21 protein-coding genes are annotated in these 18031 nt (G+C 71.7%); 12 read left to right on the forward strand and 9 right to left on the reverse strand.

Annotation, left to right across the window (positions count from 1 at the left end; genetic code table 11):
- Nucleotides 1–16: 16 nt before the first annotated feature.
- Nucleotides 17–649: a TetR/AcrR family transcriptional regulator gene (locus OHA21_RS11575; protein ID WP_328473087.1), complete on the forward strand. Its 633-nt coding sequence runs from the start codon at nt 17–19 to the stop codon at nt 647–649.
- Here OHA21_RS11575 and OHA21_RS11580 read toward each other — a convergent pair.
- Entirely contained in the window at nt 610–1560 is a 951-nt protein-coding gene (locus OHA21_RS11580; RefSeq protein ID WP_328473088.1) for an ArsR/SmtB family transcription factor, read from the reverse strand. The two genes, OHA21_RS11575 and OHA21_RS11580, sit on opposite strands and share 40 nt — an antisense overlap.
- 68 nt (nt 1561–1628) lie before the next feature.
- Here OHA21_RS11580 and OHA21_RS11585 point away from each other — a divergent pair, with 68 nt between their 5' ends.
- Nucleotides 1629–2813 carry an MFS transporter gene (locus OHA21_RS11585; protein WP_328473090.1) on the forward strand — a complete coding sequence of 395 codons (1185 nt, stop codon included), beginning with the start codon at nt 1629–1631 and terminating at the stop codon, nt 2811–2813.
- On the opposite strand, the gene OHA21_RS11590 is transcribed toward OHA21_RS11585, so the two are convergent.
- Nucleotides 2761–3672, reverse strand: coding sequence for a hypothetical protein (locus tag OHA21_RS11590; RefSeq protein WP_328473092.1), 912 nt, complete (start codon nt 3670–3672; stop codon nt 2761–2763). The genes OHA21_RS11585 and OHA21_RS11590 overlap by 53 nt on opposite strands.
- A gap of 124 nt (nt 3673–3796) precedes the next feature.
- Between OHA21_RS11590 and OHA21_RS11595 the strand changes: the two genes are divergently transcribed.
- Nucleotides 3797–4195, forward strand: a complete 399-nt coding sequence (locus OHA21_RS11595; RefSeq protein ID WP_328473094.1) for a GNAT family N-acetyltransferase — start codon at nt 3797–3799, stop codon at nt 4193–4195.
- Entirely contained in the window at nt 4192–4854 is a 663-nt protein-coding gene (locus OHA21_RS11600; RefSeq protein WP_328473096.1) for a hypothetical protein, read from the forward strand. Before OHA21_RS11595 ends, OHA21_RS11600 begins: the two co-directional genes overlap by 4 nt.
- Here OHA21_RS11600 and OHA21_RS11605 read toward each other — a convergent pair.
- From OHA21_RS11605 to OHA21_RS11615, 3 genes are read right to left on the reverse strand one after another with little or no spacing between them, the layout of a single operon-like run.
- Entirely contained in the window at nt 4832–5632 is an 801-nt protein-coding gene (locus tag OHA21_RS11605) for an alpha/beta fold hydrolase (RefSeq protein WP_328473098.1), read from the reverse strand. The two genes, OHA21_RS11600 and OHA21_RS11605, sit on opposite strands and share 23 nt — an antisense overlap.
- Before the next feature lie 23 nt (nt 5633–5655).
- Nucleotides 5656–7536, reverse strand: a complete 1881-nt coding sequence (locus tag OHA21_RS11610; RefSeq protein ID WP_328473100.1) for an ATP-binding protein — start codon at nt 7534–7536, stop codon at nt 5656–5658.
- Between the two features lie 30 nt (nt 7537–7566).
- Nucleotides 7567–7740, reverse strand: a complete 174-nt coding sequence (locus OHA21_RS11615) for a hypothetical protein (protein WP_328473102.1) — start codon at nt 7738–7740, stop codon at nt 7567–7569.
- A gap of 126 nt (nt 7741–7866) precedes the next feature.
- Here OHA21_RS11615 and OHA21_RS11620 point away from each other — a divergent pair, with 126 nt between their 5' ends.
- Nucleotides 7867–9477: a methyl-accepting chemotaxis protein gene (locus OHA21_RS11620; RefSeq protein ID WP_328478375.1), complete on the forward strand. Its 1611-nt coding sequence runs from the start codon at nt 7867–7869 to the stop codon at nt 9475–9477.
- A gap of 6 nt (nt 9478–9483) precedes the next feature.
- Here OHA21_RS11620 and OHA21_RS11625 read toward each other — a convergent pair whose 3' ends face one another.
- Entirely contained in the window at nt 9484–9789 is a 306-nt protein-coding gene (locus OHA21_RS11625) for an STAS domain-containing protein (RefSeq protein WP_328473104.1), read from the reverse strand.
- A 132-nt stretch (nt 9790–9921) separates the two neighbouring features.
- Between OHA21_RS11625 and OHA21_RS11630 the strand changes: the two genes are divergently transcribed.
- Nucleotides 9922–10695, forward strand: a complete 774-nt coding sequence (locus OHA21_RS11630; protein ID WP_328473106.1) for a ZIP family metal transporter — start codon at nt 9922–9924, stop codon at nt 10693–10695.
- 96 nt (nt 10696–10791) lie between these two features.
- Here OHA21_RS11630 and OHA21_RS11635 read toward each other — a convergent pair whose 3' ends face one another.
- Complete coding sequence (locus tag OHA21_RS11635; protein ID WP_328473108.1) at nt 10792–11397, reverse strand: TetR/AcrR family transcriptional regulator; 606 nt, start codon at nt 11395–11397, stop codon at nt 10792–10794.
- Between the two features lie 76 nt (nt 11398–11473).
- Here OHA21_RS11635 and OHA21_RS11640 point away from each other — a divergent pair, with 76 nt between their 5' ends.
- Genes OHA21_RS11640 through OHA21_RS11660 form a run of 5 tightly spaced genes read left to right on the forward strand, consistent with a single transcriptional unit; the run spans nt 11474 to nt 15848 of the window.
- Nucleotides 11474–12394 carry a nitrilase-related carbon-nitrogen hydrolase gene (locus tag OHA21_RS11640; protein WP_328473110.1) on the forward strand — a complete coding sequence of 307 codons (921 nt, stop codon included), beginning with the start codon at nt 11474–11476 and terminating at the stop codon, nt 12392–12394.
- Nucleotides 12391–13407 carry an agmatine deiminase family protein gene (locus OHA21_RS11645; protein WP_328473112.1) on the forward strand — a complete coding sequence of 339 codons (1017 nt, stop codon included), beginning with the start codon at nt 12391–12393 and terminating at the stop codon, nt 13405–13407. The genes OHA21_RS11640 and OHA21_RS11645 overlap by 4 nt, the downstream gene beginning before the upstream one ends.
- A complete protein-coding gene (locus OHA21_RS11650) occupies nt 13404–14762 on the forward strand; it encodes a flavin monoamine oxidase family protein (protein WP_328473114.1) in 1359 nt (452 codons plus the stop codon). The genes OHA21_RS11645 and OHA21_RS11650 overlap by 4 nt, the downstream gene beginning before the upstream one ends.
- Nucleotides 14763–14773: 11 nt before the next feature.
- A complete protein-coding gene (locus tag OHA21_RS11655; protein ID WP_328473116.1) occupies nt 14774–15256 on the forward strand; it encodes a permease-like cell division protein FtsX in 483 nt (160 codons plus the stop codon).
- A gap of 46 nt (nt 15257–15302) precedes the next feature.
- Nucleotides 15303–15848 (forward strand): uridine kinase family protein, encoded by a 546-nt coding sequence (locus tag OHA21_RS11660; RefSeq protein WP_328473118.1) that lies wholly within the window; start codon nt 15303–15305, stop codon nt 15846–15848.
- Here OHA21_RS11660 and OHA21_RS11665 read toward each other — a convergent pair whose 3' ends face one another.
- Entirely contained in the window at nt 15849–16505 is a 657-nt protein-coding gene (locus OHA21_RS11665) for a helix-turn-helix transcriptional regulator (protein ID WP_328473120.1), read from the reverse strand.
- A 98-nt stretch (nt 16506–16603) separates the two neighbouring features.
- Between OHA21_RS11665 and OHA21_RS11670 the strand changes: the two genes are divergently transcribed.
- On the forward strand, nt 16604–17035 hold the full coding sequence (locus tag OHA21_RS11670; RefSeq protein ID WP_328473122.1) for a DoxX family membrane protein: 432 nt from the start codon (nt 16604–16606) through the stop codon (nt 17033–17035).
- A gap of 260 nt (nt 17036–17295) precedes the next feature.
- Here the strand turns inward: OHA21_RS11670 and OHA21_RS11675 are convergent, their stop codons facing one another.
- Nucleotides 17296–18021 carry an AfsR/SARP family transcriptional regulator gene (locus OHA21_RS11675; RefSeq protein WP_328478377.1) on the reverse strand — a complete coding sequence of 242 codons (726 nt, stop codon included), beginning with the start codon at nt 18019–18021 and terminating at the stop codon, nt 17296–17298.
- Nucleotides 18022–18031: the final 10 nt, after the last annotated feature.

Genomic DNA, 18031 nt, shown 5'->3' on the forward strand with positions numbered 1-18031 from the left:
GTGAAAGGATGCCATCATGGCCAGCCTCCGGGAGAGAAAAAAGCGCGCCACCCGCGAAGCCCTGGCGGCGGCAGCGTTGCGCCTCGCCTTGGAACACGGGCTGGAGAACGTCCGCGTCGAGGACATCGCGCAGGCGGCCGGGGTCTCACCGCGCACCTACAACAACTATTTCTCGAGCCGCGAGCACGCGATCGTCGCCGGAATCGTCGCGGACCGAGCCGCCCAGCTCACCGCAGCCGTGACGACGCACCCGGTCGAGATCAACCTCAGCGACGCCGTCATCGATGCCGTCGTGAACTCGTACACCGACCCCGGCGACCACCAGCGCGCCGCGCTGCTGATGATCGCCACGAACGCCACGCTGCGGGCCTGCTACGTCGACACGGTGACGACAGTTGACGGTCCTCTGGCCGAGGCCATCGCCGAGCGGTGCCCGGACGTCGAACCGTTGACCGCCCAAGTGCTGGCCGCTGCCGTCGCCGCGGCCGCCAAGGTGGCACTCCAGCAGTGGCTGCGCCCCGCCGAGTCGATGCCCGGTTTCGTCGTGCTGTCGGGATCGCTGCCGGACCTGGTCCGGGCCGCGCTCACGCCGCTCGCACCGGCGCTGGATCAGCTACCGGTCAGGTCGTCGCCGCGCGCGGTCCGGTAGTAGAGGACCGCCCGCCCGGCCCGGCGCCGCTGCACCAGGCCCGCGTCGAGCAGCACGCGCAGGTGGCCGCCGACCGTGCCCAGCCCGTACCCGGTGACCGCGCACAGCTGGCTCGGCGTCTTCGGCGTCTCCAGTTGGGAGAGCACGAGCGCGCGTACCGGCCCGAGCAGCCGCTCCAGCGCCGGCGCGGCGACCACACTGGCCGGATCGGCGAGAAGACCCGTGCACGGGTAGACCACGACGTAGCGGTGCGGCGGGTCCAGGCAGATCCACCCGTCGCGGGACAGCGTGGGTACGAACGACAGGCGCGCGCCGGCCAGATCCTCGGGCGGGTAGTCGTAGGCGTTGACCTGCAGCCGGCCCTTCCCGACCCAGCGCATGTCGGGGCGCATGCCGAGCAGCGCGTTCTCCCACCCACCGGTGGCGAGCTGCTGCGAGCGGGCCACGATGTCGGCCTCCAGCAGCCGCCGGCGGCGCGGCCAGTCCGGGAGCAGCGCCCGCTCCCACACCCAGGTCAGCATCGCGGCGGCCCGGTCGATCAGGTCAGCTCCGCGCAGCTCGTCGGGGATGGGCACGCCTTCCGCTGTCAGCTGCGCGCGGGCTTCGTCCGGAGTGGTGGCCCGCAGCCGGGCCAGGTCGCCGTCGAACGTACCGTCCGCGTCATCCGGCGGCGTGACCAGGAAGTCGGCCACCCAGCGCGGCCGCAGCGAGGCGCCGACGAGTGCCGCGGCGAAAGCATCGTCGCGAAGCATCTGCTGGTACGCGGGGACGTGCGCCTCCAGCCATTCGCGCTGCGACGGGTGGGTGCCCTTGCCCGCGAACGCCTTCATCGCGGCAACGGTCTCGGTGAGCGGCGAGATCGCGAACCGGCTCGACGCGAGCACGTCGGCGCCGACCAGCCAGACCCCCAACCCGCGCCCCTTTCGTGTGCAGACGAAAAGCTGTGGCCGCCGGGCGAACCGCCCGCAGACTGCCGCACGTGCCAACCTACCGGGACTGTTTCGCCACCAGAGAATTCACCCCGCTGTTCCTCGCGAACTCCGTCAACGTGGCCGCCGGAACACTGCGCGGTCTCGCCCTCGCGGTGCTGGTCTACGACGCGACCGCATCGCCGCTGCTCGCCGCGCTGAGCCTGTTCGGTTCGCACTTCGCGCAGGTCCTCGGCGCGATGACACTGCTGTCGGTGGCCGACCGGGTGCCACCCCGGACCGCGCTGATCACCATCAACCTGATCGGCACCCTCGGCACCGTGCTGCTGGCCGTGCCCGGCATGCCGACCACGGCGATGTTCGCGGTGATCGGCGCGATGGGGCTGATGGGCTCGGTGCACGGCGGCGTCCGGTGGGGTCTGCTCGGCGAGATCCTGCCGGAACGCGACTATCTGACCGGGCGCTCGGTGTTCAACATGTCGGTCGGCGCGATGCAGGTCACCGGCTTCGCGGCCGGCGGCGCCCTGGTCGCGCTGGTCGGCGCCCGCGAGGCGCTGCTGACCTCAGCCGCGCTCACCCTGGTAGCGGCGTTGATCACCCGATTCGGGCTGACCGCGCGGCCGTCCCGGGCCGCCGGGCGGGCCTCGGCCGGTGAGACGTGGCGGGTCAACGCCCGGCTGCTGCGCACGCCGGGCCGGCGCTATCTCTACCTGGCGGCCTGGGTGCCGAACGGGCTGGTCGTCGGCAACGAGGCGCTGTTCGTTCCGTACGACCCGGCGACCGCGAGCGTGCTGTTCATCGCCGGTGCGGCGGGCATGTTCAGCGGCGACGCGCTGGTCGGGCGGTGGGTGCGCCCGGCCTGGCGGGAACGGCTGCTGACGCCGATGCAGGTGCTCCTGGGCGTACCGTATCTGCTGTTCGCCCTGGCCCCGCCCCTGCCGGTGGCGGCGATCGCGGTGGCTGCGGCATCCGCCGGGTTCGCCGGCGGGCTGATCCTGCAACAGCGGATCGTCGAGGTGACGCCGCCGGAGTTGCGCGGTCAGGCGCTGGGCCTACACTCGGCCGGCATGTTCACCATGCAGGCGGTCGGCGCCTCGCTGGCCGGCGCGATCGCGCAGTACGTGCCGGTGCCCGCCGCGATCACCATCATGGCCGGGTTGTCGCTGGTCAGCACGCTCTGGCTCACCCTGCGGCTGCGCGCTTCCGCGGCCCTTCGGGAGCACTCAGTTCGGTGACGAGGCTCCGCAGCCAGGCTTCGGCCAGCGCCGGTTCGCGGCCGACCGCACGCGCCACAGCGCGCCGCCCCCAACCACTGCGACCGTACGCCACCAGCGCCGCCGCCTCGGCCAAAGCCTGGCGGGTCCGCTCGTCCCGCTCCGGCCCCGGCGCCTCGGCCGACCAGTGCTCCGGGCGGAACGTGCGCGTCAGCTTGACCTGATGGTCGCCGAGATAGGACCAGACCCCGTAGGGCATCGACACGTTCACCACCGCACGAGCGGGCAGCCGTCGCGTCCAGTCCGCCTCCTGCTGCCATCGGGCGGTGTTCGGGCTGGTCTTCCTGCGGATCGTCACCCCGACGAACCGGATCTTGCGGCGGATCACCGGCCAGGTCTCCCGCTCCTCGTCGATCCAGTCCGACAGCAGGTGGAACAGGTCCGTGAAGGTCGAGCCCGCATGGACCACGTCCACGAAGGTCACCGGGCGCTCGCGGCGGGCCAGTCGGTAAGGGGTCACGCCCACCCCGGCCAGGATCCGCCGCGCCTGCGCCAGCTCGCGCATTGTCAACGGACGCCGTCGCCACCGTCGTCCTTCCGCGATCGGTGACCGGGCGAACGACAGCGGCAGCCGGTGCAGTTGCGGGCCGTCGCGGCAGTCCGCCAGCGCGCCGCCGAGCAGGTCGACCATCGAGTCCAGGGACCGGCCGACGAAGACCAGGTCGCCGTTGCCGCTGCGGGCGAGCACCTTGCCGGTGCACGCCACCAGGTGCGGAAGGAACCACAGGTCCGGCTCGGTGGTCCCGTGCAGCAACGAGCCCAGCTGATCAGGGGTGATCAGGTCCCAGCGGAACGGGACGTGCTGTTCGGAGGCGGTCACGGGACAGAGCGTGCCATGCGGCAAATCGGTTGCCGGAGTCATTATTCGCACGGCAGTCTGCACGCCATGCAGACCCGGCACGCCGGTCAGCCGGTCATCTCGACCTCAGCCGGGAGCTGATCGAATGACGATCGCGCTCGTACCCCGCTTCCCGGTCGATGACGTGCAGCTCAGCGCCCTGCACGCTCGCGCGTTCGGCGGAGATGCCGTCGAGGTCCGGCCGTGGGCGCAGCGGCTGGACCGGCACGCGCTCACCTGGATCGGCGCCTTCGACGGCGAGCGCCTGGTCGGGTTCGTTCAGGTCTGCTGGGACGGCGGCAGCCACGCCTTCCTTCTCGACACCGCTGTCGAGGAGGACCAGCAGCGGCACGGCATCGGCGCCAGGCTGGTCAAGGCGGCCGTCGACGAGGCCCGCGCCGCCGGATGCGCGTGGCTGCACGTCGACTTCGAGCCGCATCTCGAGCACTTCTACCTGAACGCCTGCGGGTTCCGTGCCACCGGGGCGGGACTGGTCCAGCTGTGATGATCCTGGCCGAGCAGGCTGACCACCGGGACGCCGAGCAGGCACTGCTCGCGGCGGGCTGGACGCCGTGCGGCGCGGGGGACTGGGCGATCGCGTTGCGCTCCCCGGACGGCACGAAGGCTGCGCGGATCAGCCCGTTCGACCCGACCGGCCGCTACGCTGCGGCGCTCTATCGGGATGCCGCCCACACCGGGCAGGTGCCGGTTCTGTACGCCCACCGCCGGCTCACCGGCGGCGGCGACCTGCAGGTGCTGGAATGGCTCCGGCACGTCCCGGACGACGAAGCGGCCGCCTTCCACCGGGCGATCGCCGAGCGGTCCCCGCACGTCGCCGAGCTCGCCGGCATCGTGCACCGCATCCACGCCCGGGCCCGGCAGGAGCTGCCCTGGTGCGGCCCGCTCGACGACAACCCGGCCAACGTGATGCGCGCCGCGGACGGGCGGCTCGTCGTCACCGACCTGTTCTACGCCGACGGACCCCACCTGTACGCGACCGCCGCCGAGAACCCGGACCTGTTCGTCACCCGGATCGCCGAGCCCGAACGCCGCTTCATGACCGAGATCCCCCTGGCAGCCTCCGGCCCGTGGGAACCCGAGAAGCGCGCAGCGATGCGTGCCGCATTGGCGGCAGCGGACGCTAGCGCGGCCCGAGGAAAGTGAGCACCGCCTGCCGGAACTCGTCGGGGCGCTCGACCCACGGCAGATGGCCGGCGCCGGGCAGGCTGATCCGGGTGGCATCGGGCAGGGCCTCGTGCAGCGAGTCGACCGCCCAGCGCGGCCGGATGTCCTCGGCGCCGTCGATGATCAGCACGGGCAGGTCGAGGGTCCGGCACCGCGCGGTGAGGTCGGCCTCAGCTTCGGCGTTGAGGATCCGATTGACCTCGTAATTGATCCCCAGCCACGGCGTGGCCATCCGGGCAGCGAGGGCCTGCGCGGCGTCCATGTCGGCGTAGTCCGCCGACCACTGCAGGACCGCCCATTCGCGTTCCTCCGCCGGCGTGCGGTCGCGGCCATTGAGGGTCTCCCACCGCTGCAGATGCCCACCAAGCCGCTGCCGCAGGTTGCGCTCGTAGTACGGATGCCAGGCGCGGTTCGGGTCGATGCCCGTTCCAGAGACGTAGATCAGGGCGCTGACGTGGCCGGGGTGCTCGAGGGCGTAGCGCAGCGCCAGGTGGGCGCCCCACGAATGGCCGAGCAGGGCCGTGCGCGGCCCGGCGAGTTGGGCACGCACGGCATCGAGGTCGGCGATCGAGCCACCGATCGAGTACGGGCCGCGCCGCTCCGAACGGCCGCAACCGCGCTGGTCCCAGCGGATGGTCCGCACGTCCTGCAGCATCGATGCGACGTCGCCGAAGTAGTCCCACAGCCCGGGGCCGCCGTGGCACAGCACCAGCGGTGGCCCGCTGCCGGCCGATCGGGTCCAGAGGCGGCCATCCATGACCGCCAGTATGGCGGCCGCGCTCAGACCGGGGTGAACGCCCGGACCGGCTGGGACGCCAACGGAACAGTGAACGCGATGATCGTGCCGGGCCGGTCCGGGTTGTCGATGGCGGTGATCGTGCCACCGTGCCGCTGGACGATGCGCCTGCAGATGGCCAGGCCCAGCCCGGTGCCGGCGTAGTCGCTGGTGCGGTGCGCCCGGTGGAAGTTCTCGAAGACGGCCTCGTGCTGACCGGCCGGGATGCCGATGCCGTTGTCCGCGACGCAGATCTGCACGTCGTCGTCCCGGCCGGCGGTGGCGTACACCATGACCTGCGGTGTGACGCCCGGCGCGGTGTACTTGACCGCGTTGCCGATCACGTTCTCCAGCAGCTGGCGCATCAGGCCCACGTCGGCGCGGACCAGCGGCAGGCTGCCGAGCACGATCCGCGGCGGCGGTGCGCCGGTGGTCTCGGCCTGGTCGAGGCGGGCGGCGGCGATGTCGGCGACGACCGCGGCCAGGTCGACGTCGGTGAGTTCCAGCCGGCCGTCGCGGGCGGTGGTGTAGTTCAGCAGGTCGTTGATCAGGTTGCGCATCCGGGCGGCGGCGCGGCGGATCCGGGCGATGCCGGAAACTGCGCCCGGTACGTCAGCGAGCTCCTCCGACCACCCTTCGACCGTGGTCAGCGGGTTGTTCAGGTCGTGCGCGACGACACCGGCGAAGGCGGCGAGCTCGTCGCGCTGCCGCCGTTCTGCCGTGACGTCGGAGAAGACGCTCACGGCGTACCGAATGCCATTGATCCTGGTGGGCAGTGGGGTTGCCCGGACCGCGAGGGTCCGGCCCTGCGGGACCGCCGGGTTGCGCACCACGACGTCCATGCCGTGCGGTTCGCCGGTGGCCAGTGCCCGCTGGAACGGGTGTTCGCCGTCGGGCACGAGGACGCCGTCGGCGCGGTAGAGGCCGTAGTAGGCGCTGTCCTCGACCTGGTCGCTGCCGCTGGTGACGCCGAGCAGGTCCCGGGCGGCCGGGTTGCGCAGCAGGAAGCGCCCGTCGGCGTCGAGGACGATCAGGCCCTCGGCCATCGAGTCGACGACGGTGCGCAGCACTTCGGCCTGGTCGGCGGCCTCCTGCTTGGCGGAGTGCAGGTCGTCCATGAGCCGGGCGCGTTCGTCGCGACCGAGCGCGACGGCCAGGCCGACGACAGCGACCACACCGACGAACAGCTGCACGACGAGCGCGCGGGTCGTGTGGGATCCGATCATGGCGAACGGGCCGTCGCCGGCCAGCGTGAAGACGACCGCGAGACTGCCGAACACCAGGTCGTGCAGGATCACGAACGAGGTGTGCAGCCGCAGGGCCGCCCACACGGTGACCACGAGCAGCGGAAACGCGAGCGGCAGACCGTGGTTGATGCCGAACGCCACGACGTAGGCGGCCGTGGACACGGCGAGGACGGCGACGTATTCGGCGCGGCGCAACCCGGTGGTGCCGTTCCAGGCCTCGCGGACGGCGTCGCGCCGCCGTCCCGGATTGCCGGTCCAGAATCGGTGCAGAAGGTATCCGATGCGCAGCCCGGCAGCCCCGATGAGCAGCATGCTGGCGGTGTTGCGGGTCAGCCAGACCGCGGTCGCCGGCACCGAGTAGTCGCCGGTGACCAACCAGACCGCGGTCGGGCCGATCAGCGCGCCGGTCACCGTGCTGATCGCGGCGATCGACAGCAGCCGCCACAGGTGCGGCAGCCGGGAGATCGGCTCGGTGCCGCCGCCACCCCACAGTTGCGGTAGCCAGCGCCCGAACAGCCATGCGAACACGCCGGCCTGCACCAGATTCGCCGCGGCGAAGCAGGCGGCCAGGGCCGCGGAGGCGCCCGTGACGAGGTTGACCGCGCCGGTCACGGTCACGAGCAGGGCAACATCGAGCATCCGTACGGGCGACCGGCGCTGAGCGACGAATCAAATGGCTGCCACCCCGGCGGCGGGCCACACCAGGCTCAGGTTGGTCTCGTCCATGACCGTGAGCCGGCCGATGTAGGAGGCGATCAGGTAGAGCAGCGCGAAACCGGCCGAGCGCAGCAGGTGCACGCCGGCCCGGCCGGCGTCGGCACGCTCAGGTCGGCTGACGGTCACGACCCGGTCTTCGGCAGGCCGTCCCGGGCGGTGAGCGAAAACCGGGTACGAACTTGAACTGCTACCAGGGGCCGGAATCGTCCGTATCGTCAACGTGAGTAGCGTTCACACCGTGGGCGGGTGACCATGCGATTCCTCCGCGATTTGAAGATAGGCATGCGCCTGGGTGCCGCCTTCACCGCCATCTGCCTGTGCATGATGGCCGCCATCGGCGTCGGGCTGTGGGGCCAGGACCGCGCCCGCAACGCCACCCGCGATCTGGCCGCGGCGAGCTCCGCCAGCCAGGCGGCCCTGATGGCGAAGTTCCGCACCGCCGACTTCAACGGCTGGCAGACCGGGTACGCGTTCGACACCATCCGCGGCGTCGACAACGCCACCGACGACACCGTCGGGCAGCGGGCGTCGTTCCTGGCCTCGACCGCAGCCTTCCGCGACGACCTCACCAAGCTCAGAGCACTCGACCTCGAGGCCGCCGAATCCGCTGCGGTGGACACGGCCGAGCAGTCCTTCGAGCGGTTCATGGAGGTCGACGCGAGCATCATCGACGGCTACCGGGCCGGCACCCGCGCCGGCGAGCGAGCGGCGAACGCGCTGGTCGCCGGCGCGGCGCTGGAGCTGATGGCCGAGATCATCGCGTCGGTCGACGGGCTCGTGCAGATGACCGACGCGCGCGCCGCCGCCGCGCAGCAGTCCGCCGACGACGCGGCCGGCACCGCCGAGACCTTCATGACCTGGGCCGGGCTGCTGTGCCTGGTGCTGACCGCGCTGGTCGCCGCGGTGGTGACCCGAAGCATCACCGGGCCGCTCGCAGCCACCGTGAGTGCGCTCCGGACGGTCGCCGACAAAGATCTGACGGTACGCGTACCGGATCGCGGCCGTGACGAGCTGGCCTCGATGGGCCGGGCGGTGAATCGCACCCTGGACGTGTTGCGCAGCTCGTTCTCCACGATCAACGAGAGCAGCCGTACGCTCTCCGACGCCGCCTCCGAGCTGACCGCGACGTCCGCGCAGATCGCGAACGCTGCCGACGCCGCGTCCGGGCAGTCGGACATGATCGCGTCCTCGGCCGAGGAGGTCTCGCGCAGTGTGCAGACTGTGGCGGCCGGCACGGAAGAGATGAACGCGGCGATCCGCGAGATCGCCGACGGCGCCGGCCGGGCCGCCGGAGTGGCTGCCGCCGGGGTGGACAGCGTGCGGGCCGCGACCGAGACGATCGGCCGGCTGGGCCGTTCCAGCGGCGAGATCAACGGCGTGGTCAACCTGATCACTTCGATCGCCGAGCAGACCAACCTGCTCGCCCTGAACGCGACCATCGAGGCGGCCCGCGCCGGTGAGCTGGGCAAAGGGTTCGCGGTGGTGGCCGGCGAGGTCAAGGACCTGGCGCAGGCAACCGCCCGGGCGACCGACGACATCGGCAACCGGGTGCACGCGATCCAGGAGGACACCGAGGCGGCCATCGCCGCGATCGACCGGATCGCCTCGATCATCGGCGAGGTCAACGAGCACTCCACCACGATCGCGGCGGCCGTCGAGGAGCAGACCGCGACCACCGCGGAGATGGGCCGCAACATCGTCGAGGCGGCCACTGGCTCCGGCGACATCGCCGCCGGGATCACCGGGGTCGCGACGGCCAGCCAGGACACCGCGCGCGGGGTCGTCCAGTCACGCCAGACCGCTGAACAGCTGGCCGGTATGTCGCACGAGCTGCGTGAGCTGGTCGGCCGGTTCCGCGTCTGACCCGGTCTATCGCTGGGTGAGCGGCTCGAGCAGGCCGGTGATCTCCAGGACCCGGGAGACGATCGGCCGCAGGTTGATCACCCGCAGGGTGATGCCGTGTTCCCGGGCGTCCGCGTAACTCTCGTCGAGGGCGGCGACACCCGACGAGTCACAGAACGTCACATCACCGAAGTCGATCTCGATGGCTGAGATGCTCGGGTCCAGGATCGCTTCCTGCAGGGGTTTCGTCAGGGCGCCGACGGTCGCCATGTCGATCTCTCCGGCGGCGGTCAGCCGAGCGACACTGCCCAACTGCTGGCAGGAAACGTTCACCACGACCTCGATCCCGGCGCCGCGCGCCATCAGGACGTCACGGGGATGGTGAACCGAACGCCAACTTGTTCGCCCAGTGTACCGACCGGCCATGCGTGACTTGGCGTGGCGTGCACGGGGTAGAAGACGTCCATGGACGCCCTCATCTTCGGTGTCATCGCATCGAGCGCCCTCGTCATCGGCGCGGTCGCCGGCGCCCGGATCCAGTTGCCGAAGTGGGCCCTGGCGATGATGCTGTCGTTCGCCGCCGGGGCGCTGATCACGGCACTGTCGTTCGAGCTGTTCGAGGACGCGTACGAGCACGGCGGCATTTGGCGTGCCGCGATCGGCCTGATCGTCGGCGCCGTCGTGTTCACCGCGCTCAGCGCCTGGCTCGACCGGGCAGCCGAGGGGCGGCGCCCGGAATCGCACGGCAGCGAGAAGCTCGACGTGGACGCCGCCGCCGAACAGAAGGCGCCCAGCACCGCCTCCACCTCCGGCGCGGCCGGGCTCGCCCTGCTGGCGGCGGTCACGCTGGACGGCGTACCGGAGAATGTCGCCCTCGGGGTGTCGCTGGGTGAGGGAACCGGCGGCCTGGCGCTGCTGGCCGCCATCTTCGTGTCGAACTTCCCGGAGGCCCTGGTCGGCAGCGCCTCGATGCGGGCGCAGGGCCGCTCCCAGAAATTCATCCTCGGCACCTGGCTGACCTGCGCGGTGCTGCTCACCCTGGCCGTCGTCGTCGGCGCCGGCCCACTGTCGCAGACCGACCCGGAAACCATCTCCCTGCCGCTGGCCTTCGCCGCCGGCGCCGTGCTGGCGTCGCTGGCCGACACCTTGATGCCCGAGGCCTACGAGAAGGGCGGCCCGGTGGTCGCCCTCAGCACCACCGCGGGTTTCGTGCTGTCCTTCGTCCTCTCAACCCTCTGAGCCGAGGGTCGGCGGGCCGATACGCACGATGCCAGGCGCCGCGGTAGGCGTTGATCACGCCGTCGACGTCGAGGAGCCACACCGGCCGGTGGCGGGTCATTCGGTGTAGGTCGTCAGGGCGCCGAGGATCAGGTCGAGGCCGAGTTCGAAGGCGCGGTCGGCTCGGGGGCGGCCGTGGCCGGCGGCTGAGATGGCGGCGATCAGGACCGGGGTGCGGGCCTGGGCGGCGTCCCAGACCTGGTCGGGGGCGGCGACGTCGAGGGCGGAGCCGATCACGAAGCTGTCGAGCACGGTGATCACGTCCAGCAGCCGCGCGGTGGGAATGCCGGCGGCGCTGAGCACGGTGGCGATGTCGTCGTACATGTGAATGACGTCGGGGGAGGAGACGGTGTGCGCGGTGAGCATGGGGATCAGCCGCGGGTGCCGGGCGAAAGCGTCGCGGTAGTGCCGCAGCAGGGCGCGCAGGGCGTCCGTCCAGTGCGCCGAGGGCGCCGGCGGGGCCGGCTGCTCGGCGAAGATCCGGGCACGCATCGCCTCGATCACGTCGGTCTTGCCGGCCAGGTGGTTGTAAAGAGAAGACGGGCGTACGCCCAGCGCGCCCGCGATCTCGCCCATGGTGAATTCGCCCTTGGCGTCGACCAGGGCGAGTGCCGCTGCGGCGATCTTGTCGACCGACAGCTTCGGTGTGGCCGGCCGCCCCACCCGGACTCCTCTCTTGCCCCGTCGCCGGGACGCCCACCATACTAAAACGAATACGGTTCGTTTAGTGGAGGACGACATGAAACTGATCCGGTCCGCGCCGCTCGGCTCGCCGGCCCGCGTCGACGAGCCGCGCCGGTCGCCCGTACGGATCGGTGTCGTGCAGCATCGCTGGCGTGCTGACGCCGCGGAGCTCAAGGCCGCGCTAGCTGCCGGCATCGCGGCCGCGGCCGGGGCCGGAGCGCAGGCCGTCTTCCTCCCCGAGCTGACCCTGTCGCAGTATCCGGCCTTCGAGGAGCCGAAAGGCCCGCCGGTCGAGGCCGCGGAGGACGTCGAGACCGGGCCGACCGTGGCGTTCGCCGCCGAGGCCGCCCGCCGGCACGGCATCCACGTGCACGCCTCGCTGTACGAGAAGACCGACCTCGGCGACGGCCTCGGCTACAACACCGCCGTGCTGGTCGGCCCGGACGGCAGCGTGGTGGCCCGCACCCGCAAGACGCACATCCCGGTCACCGAGGGTTACGTCGAGGACAAGTACTTCCGGCCCGGCCCCGCCGACGGCGCCTACCCGGTGCACAAGGTGGACGGCCTGGACGCCGCGCTGGGCATGCCGACCTGCTGGGACGAGTGGTTCCCGGAGGTCGCCCGCCTGTACGCGCTGGGCGGCGCCGACCTGCTCGTCTACCCGACCGCGATCGGCTCCGAGCCGGACCACCCCGACTTCGACACCCAGCCGCTGTGGCAGCAGGTCGTCGTCGGGCACGCGATCGCCAACGGGCTGTTCATCGCGGTGCCCAACCGCACCGGCGACGAGGGGCGGATCAGCTTCTACGGCTCGTCGTTCATCGTCGACCCGTACGGCCGGATCCTCGCCCAGGCGCCGCGCGACGAGGAGGCCGTGCTGGTCGCCGACCTCGACCTCGACCAGCGCCGCGACTGGCTGACATTGTTCCCCTTCCTGCGGACCCGGCGACCCGACACGTACGCGGGCCTGGCATGACCGCCGGCTGGCGGATGCCCGCCGAGGGTGACCCGCACGCCTGCACCTGGATGGCCTGGCCGTCGTCCGGATACACCCTCGGTGACTCCGAGGCCGACGCCGACGAGGCACGCGAGGCCTGGACGGCGGTCGCGCACGCGGTCGCCGAGTTCGAGCCGGTACGGATGGTCGTCGCCCCGGACGCTGTCGCCCACGCCCGCAAGTGGCTCGGTTCCGGCATCGAGCTGTACGAGGCGCCGCTCGACGACGCCTGGATGCGTGACATCGGCCCGACTTTCGTCGTCGGCCCGGACGGTCTCGGTGCGGTCGACTGGCAGTTCAACGGGTGGGGTCAGCAGAGCTGGGCCCGGTGGGAGAACGACGCCCGGATCGCCCGGCAGGTCGCGCAGTGGGCCGGCGCCACGCTGATCGAGTCCACGCTGGTGAACGAGGGTGGTGGCATCCACGTCGACGGCGCCGGGACCGTGCTCGTCACGTCGACCGTGCAGCTCGACCCCGGCCGCAATCCCGGCTGGTCGCAGGAGCAGGTCGCGGACGAGTTGCGCCGCACGCTCGGGGTCCGTGACGTGGTGTGGCTGCCGCGCGGTCTGACCCGCGACTACAGCGAGTTCGGCACCCGCGGGCACGTCGACATCGTCGCCGCGCCGACCGGCGACGACACCGTGCTGCTGCACGTCCAGTTCGACCCTCGGCACCCCGACCACGCCATCACGGCCTCGCTGCGGTCCGCGCTGCCGGCGCACTGGCGGGTCGTCGACCTGCCGGCCCCGGCGCAGCTGACGGACGACGACGGGCCGGTCGACTACAGCTACGTCAACCACCTGGTCTGCAACGGCGGCGTGGTCGCCTGCACCTTCGACGACCCGCACGACGCCGCCGCGCTGGAAATCCTGTCCGCCGCCTACCCGGGCCGCCGGGTGACCGGCGTCGACGCCCGGGCGATCTTCGCCCGCGGTGGCGGCATCCACTGCATCACCCAGCAACAACCCGCCCTCCCTGGAGAACTCTCATGATCGACGTGGTGGTGGTCGGCGCCGGTGTCACCGGGCTGACCACGGCTCTGCGCCTGCACGAAGCCGGCCTCGACGTGCTCGTGCTCGAAGCCCGCGACCGGGTCGGCGGCCGGCTGTACACCGAGACCGTCGACGGGGTGCGGCTCGAGATCGGCGGGCAGTGGGTCTCGCCGGACCAGTCCGCCCTGCTGGCGATGATCGACGAGCTGGGGCTGGAGACGTATCCGCGGCACCGCGACGGCGACTCGGTCTACATCGGCCGCGACGGGGTGCGCCGCACCTTCCAGGGCGAGGCGTTCCCGGTCCCGGACGCCACCGCCGCCGAGATGCAGCGGATCATCAAGGAGCTGGACAGCCTGGCGGCGCGGATGGATCCGCTGGTGCCGTGGGAGCACCCGGACGCCGAACGGCTGGACCGGATGTCGTTCGCCGCCTGGCTCGCCGAGCAGACCGAGGACGCCGAGGCCCGCGACAACGTCGGCCTCTACGTGGGCCCGGCGATGCTGACCAAGCCGGCGCACTCGTTCTCCGCGCTGTCGGCGGTGCTGATGGCGGCCAGCGCGGGCGGCTTCAGCCATCTCGTCGACGCCGACTTCATCCTGGACCGCCGGGTCGTCGGCGGGCTGCAGGAGGTGCCGGTGCGGCTGGCGGCTCGCCTGCCGGGGCGGGTGCGCCTCGGCGAGCCGGTGCTGCGGGTGACCTGGGACGCCGAGGGCGCGACCGTGCACACCGGCGCCGGCGAGTATCGGGCCCGGCGGGTGGTGATGGCGGTGCCGCCGACCCTGGTGAACCGGGTGCAGTACGTGCCGGCGCTGCCGCCGGTGCAGGCCCAGATGCGCCAGCACCAGTCGTTCGGGCTGGTCCTGAAGCTGCACATCACCTACGAGACGCCGTTCTGGCGGGCGGCCGGGCTGTCGGGGACGGCGTTCAGCCCGTACGCGCTGGTCCACGAGGCGTACGACAACACCAACGAGGACGTGCCGGGGGAGACCCGCGGGACGCTGGTCGGGTTCGTCTCCGACGAGAAGGCCGACGGGGTGCTGGCGCTGGACACCGAGATCCGGCGCGCCCGGGTGCTGGAGTCGCTCGCCGCGTACTACGGCGACCAGGCGCTGCACCCGGTGGCCTACTACGAGAGCCCGTGGGTGGCCGACGAATGGACGGCCGGCGCCTTCGGCACCAGTTTCGACATCGGATCTCTGACACGGTACGGCGAACACCTGCGCGCCGACGTCGGACCACTCGCGTTCGCCAGCAGCGATGTCGCCGGCCTGGGCTTCCAGCACGTCGACGGCGCGATCCGGATGGGCGAGGCCGTCGCCGCCCGTCTGCTGTCCCTGCGGGACGGTCGGTAGGCTCGCTCGTCGTGCGTACGCTGAAGATCTTCGTGGTTCTGCTTCTCGCCGTTGCCGGCCTGGCCGGCTGTGGTCTCCTCGGCCAGGATTCCGGCCCTTCCGAGGACGAGCAGATCCAGAAGATCCTCGACGAGAACGCGATGTTCACGGTCTTCCTCGACAGCGAGGCCACCGAAGCGCAGCGCAGGGACGTCGAGGCGTTCCTGCGGGCGCTGCCGGGGTTCACCGGCCTCACCTTCACCGATCACGACGGCGCCTACGAGAAGTTCAAGCAGGTGTTCTCGGCGCCGCCGGACAGCACGCTGCCGATCGGACCGGAAGCGCTGCCGGAGAGTTTCGAAGTGCGCATGACCGACATCGCGGCCGTCCGGAAGGTCCGCGACGAGGGCGTGGTGAAGAACCTGCCCGGCGTGCGGGACGTCGTGGTCGCCTGCACCACGGTGCAGGAATGCCGGGAGAAGTACTCCCCGCGACCCACCGCGCCGCCGTCCTGATCGCCTCAGGTTGCTCTCGGTTCCCGCTGCTGGAATCGTGGCTGTCATGTCTGCACGGGAGATCTTGCAGGCGGTGCTCGCGTCGGTCGGCGACCCGGCCGGGCGGCCGCGCATCGTGGCGATCGACGGTCACGGCGGCGCCGGCAAGACGACCATCGCGGCCGAACTTGCCGCCAGTGTCCCGGACGCGGCCGTGGTGCACACCGACGACGTGGCGTGGCACCACTCGTTCTTCGGCTGGTCCGACCTGCTGATCGAGGGCGTCCTCGAACCGCTGCACCGCGGCGAGGCGGTGTCCTACCGGCCGCCGGCCTGGGCCGAGCGGGGCCGCGAAGGGGCCATCGAGGTCCCCGCCGGCTGCTCGCTGGTCGTCGTCGAGGGCACCGGCGCCGCCCGCCGCGAGCTGATGCACCTCGTGGACTTCGTCATCTGGATCGAATCCGACCTGGCTGAGGGCCGGAGGCGCTGCCTGGCCCGCGACGGGGACACCCAGGAGGCCCGCGACTTCTGGGACGAGTGGATGCGCGAGGAGACCCCGTTCTACGCCGACCAGCAGCCGTGGCTGCGCGCGGACCTCGTGCTCTCTGCCTGATCAGCCGGCCGGGAGGCGTACGCAGCAGCGGCCCGGGCCGGGGTCGAGGACCGGGCGGTACGCAGCTTGCGCGCCCTCGACCATGCCGCGCAGCAGGTGCAGGTTCAGCCCGCACACCAGGTCGGTGTACTGGCGGGCCAGCCGGTGGAAGGGGCAGTTCGTGAGGACGATGTCGGGGCCGGCCTCGCGCGGCTCGTAGCCGGTGTCGATCAGCGCGGCGGGCAGGTCCGGGGAGGCGGTGGTGATGGCCAGGCCGGCGTCGTACGCGGTCCGGTGCACGATCTCCCCGACGTCGGCGCCGGTGTCGATCGCCTCGGTGACGGCTGACGCCAGCAGGTTCGCTGCCAGGTCGTAGCGGCGGTCCGGTACGGAGACCGCGACCTCGTCCGTGCTGCGGCGATACAGCTTCGCGGGGCGGCCCGCGCCGGGGCCGGTGCGGTCGTGCAGGCGGCGGAACTCGACCGTCAGCAGGCCCTGCTCGGCGAGTTTGTCCAGGTGACCTGCGGCGATGCGCCGGCTGACGCCGAGGGCCTCCGCGACGGCGTCACGGGTGACCGGGCCGGCAGTGGTGGTCACGAAGTCGAACACGGATCGGGTGGTCACGTCGTCGAGGGCGGCGACGGAGGCGATGCGTTCGGTCCGGCTTCGATGTGCCATTCCGCGATTGTAAATGACGCGGCCATGGACTTTAGAACAGCGCCGGGCCTACGCTCGCTTCTAAAGAGCACGTATCCGTACTTTAGAAGGAGGTGGCCATGGCCACCGCATCCGGCAAGTCGACAGCGCTGCCGTCACACCGCTTCGGCGAACCGTCCAGGCAGGCGTTCCTGCTGCTCCGGAGCTTGTTCACGATCGCGCCCATCCTGTTCGGGCTGGACAAGTTCGTCAATCTGCTCACCGACTGGCCCGGCTACCTCGCACCCTGGATCGATCAACTCGTTCCGGGCACGGCACAACAGGCGATGTACGCCGTCGGCGTCATCGAGATCGTCGCCGGGTTGCTCGTCGCGATCCGGCCGCGCTGGGGCGCCCTGGTGGTCGCGGCCTGGCTCGCCGGGATCATCATCAACCTGCTGATCCTCGGCGCGTACTACGACGTGGCCCTCCGTGACTTCGGCCTGCTCGGCGCGGCGCTCGCCCTGTTCCTGCTGGCCTCCGACGCCGACAACCGAAGGACTGCGCCGTGAGCCGCCGTGTCATCAGGACCGTGGCTGTCACCGTGCCGGCGGCCTGCCTGCTCATCGCCGCCACGGGTTCGCCCGCGCCGCCGGCCGCCCCTACGTCCGGTATGCCTCCGGCCTGAAGTGGACCGGCGGATGCCTCTCACGATCGGGATCCAGCGAACCACCGACGATGAGACGCCGCAGCGGGCTCTGAACATCTACCCCGAGAGCGCCGGTCCGCGCCGAGCAACGCCCGGGTCGTCACCGCCTCCGGGTGTCGACGGTCAGCGCATTGCTGTGGGGTCGGGCGGGAAGAGGTCGTGCCCGGCCCACGGGTCGACCGCGTCGGGATAGGCGGGACTCGCAGCATCCGGCTCGACGCGGGTTGGATCCAGGGCCGGCCGGCGGGGCTCTACACGGGTCGGCTCCAGAGGCGGCCGGGTGGAGGCGGGCTTCGCCGGGGCCGGCTCGGCGGCAGGGGCGGGCTTCGCCGGGGCCGGCTCGGCGGCAGAGGCGGGGGCGGCCAGCAGTCTCGCGGCGTTGGCGCGCTCCGAGTTGAGCCGGGCCCGGGCCGCAGCGAAGAACGGGCCGGTCAGCCCGGCGAGTGGCTCCTGCTGCCAGTGGGACAGCGCACGCCGTACCTCCTCGGTGCCCTCGCCCCGGTCGCGCGCCCTGGCCAGCGAAGCCCGGAACTGGTCGGCGTCGACCGTGCTGTCGCTGACCCGGAGCACGTAGCCGCGGTCGGTCAGCGCCAGCAGGGACGTGCGGGCCGGGTCCAGAGCGCGGCGCAGGCCGCCGATGTATCGCTGCACCACGTCGACGCCGTTCTCCGGCGGGTCGCCGTTCCAGAGCGTGGTGACGATCTCGTGCAGCGGCACCGGCCGGCCGGCGTTCAGCAGCAGGAGGGCGAGCAGTGCCCGTTGTTTGACCGGCCCGAGATCCACCTCTTCGGCGCCCCGGTATGCGCGGACCGGGCCGAGGATCTCGAACCGCAGCGCGCCGTCGGTCATCGTCACGTCC

This window comes from Actinoplanes sp. NBC_00393, from assembly GCF_036053395.1.
In the GTDB taxonomy this organism is placed as follows: domain Bacteria; phylum Actinomycetota; class Actinomycetes; order Mycobacteriales; family Micromonosporaceae; genus Actinoplanes.

Coding starts and splice junctions, on each gene's coding strand:
- OHA21_RS11650 (WP_328473114.1), top strand. CDS start 13,404: ATGATCGACGTGGTGGTGGTCGGCGCCGGTGTCACCGGGCTGACCACG.
- OHA21_RS11575 (WP_328473087.1), top strand. CDS start 17: ATGGCCAGCCTCCGGGAGAGAAAAAAGCGCGCCACCCGCGAAGCCCTG.
- OHA21_RS11665 (WP_328473120.1), bottom strand. CDS start 16,505: ATGGCACATCGAAGCCGGACCGAACGCATCGCCTCCGTCGCCGCCCTC.
- OHA21_RS11640 (WP_328473110.1), top strand. CDS start 11,474: ATGAAACTGATCCGGTCCGCGCCGCTCGGCTCGCCGGCCCGCGTCGAC.
- OHA21_RS11605 (WP_328473098.1), bottom strand. CDS start 5,632: ATGGATGGCCGCCTCTGGACCCGATCGGCCGGCAGCGGGCCACCGCTG.
- OHA21_RS11620 (WP_328478375.1), top strand. CDS start 7,867: ATGCGATTCCTCCGCGATTTGAAGATAGGCATGCGCCTGGGTGCCGCC.
- OHA21_RS11610 (WP_328473100.1), bottom strand. CDS start 7,536: ATGCTCGATGTTGCCCTGCTCGTGACCGTGACCGGCGCGGTCAACCTC.
- OHA21_RS11645 (WP_328473112.1), top strand. CDS start 12,391: ATGACCGCCGGCTGGCGGATGCCCGCCGAGGGTGACCCGCACGCCTGC.
- OHA21_RS11670 (WP_328473122.1), top strand. CDS start 16,604: ATGGCCACCGCATCCGGCAAGTCGACAGCGCTGCCGTCACACCGCTTC.
- OHA21_RS11595 (WP_328473094.1), top strand. CDS start 3,797: ATGACGATCGCGCTCGTACCCCGCTTCCCGGTCGATGACGTGCAGCTC.
- OHA21_RS11630 (WP_328473106.1), top strand. CDS start 9,922: ATGGACGCCCTCATCTTCGGTGTCATCGCATCGAGCGCCCTCGTCATC.
- OHA21_RS11660 (WP_328473118.1), top strand. CDS start 15,303: ATGTCTGCACGGGAGATCTTGCAGGCGGTGCTCGCGTCGGTCGGCGAC.
- OHA21_RS11675 (WP_328478377.1), bottom strand. CDS start 18,021: ATGACCGACGGCGCGCTGCGGTTCGAGATCCTCGGCCCGGTCCGCGCA.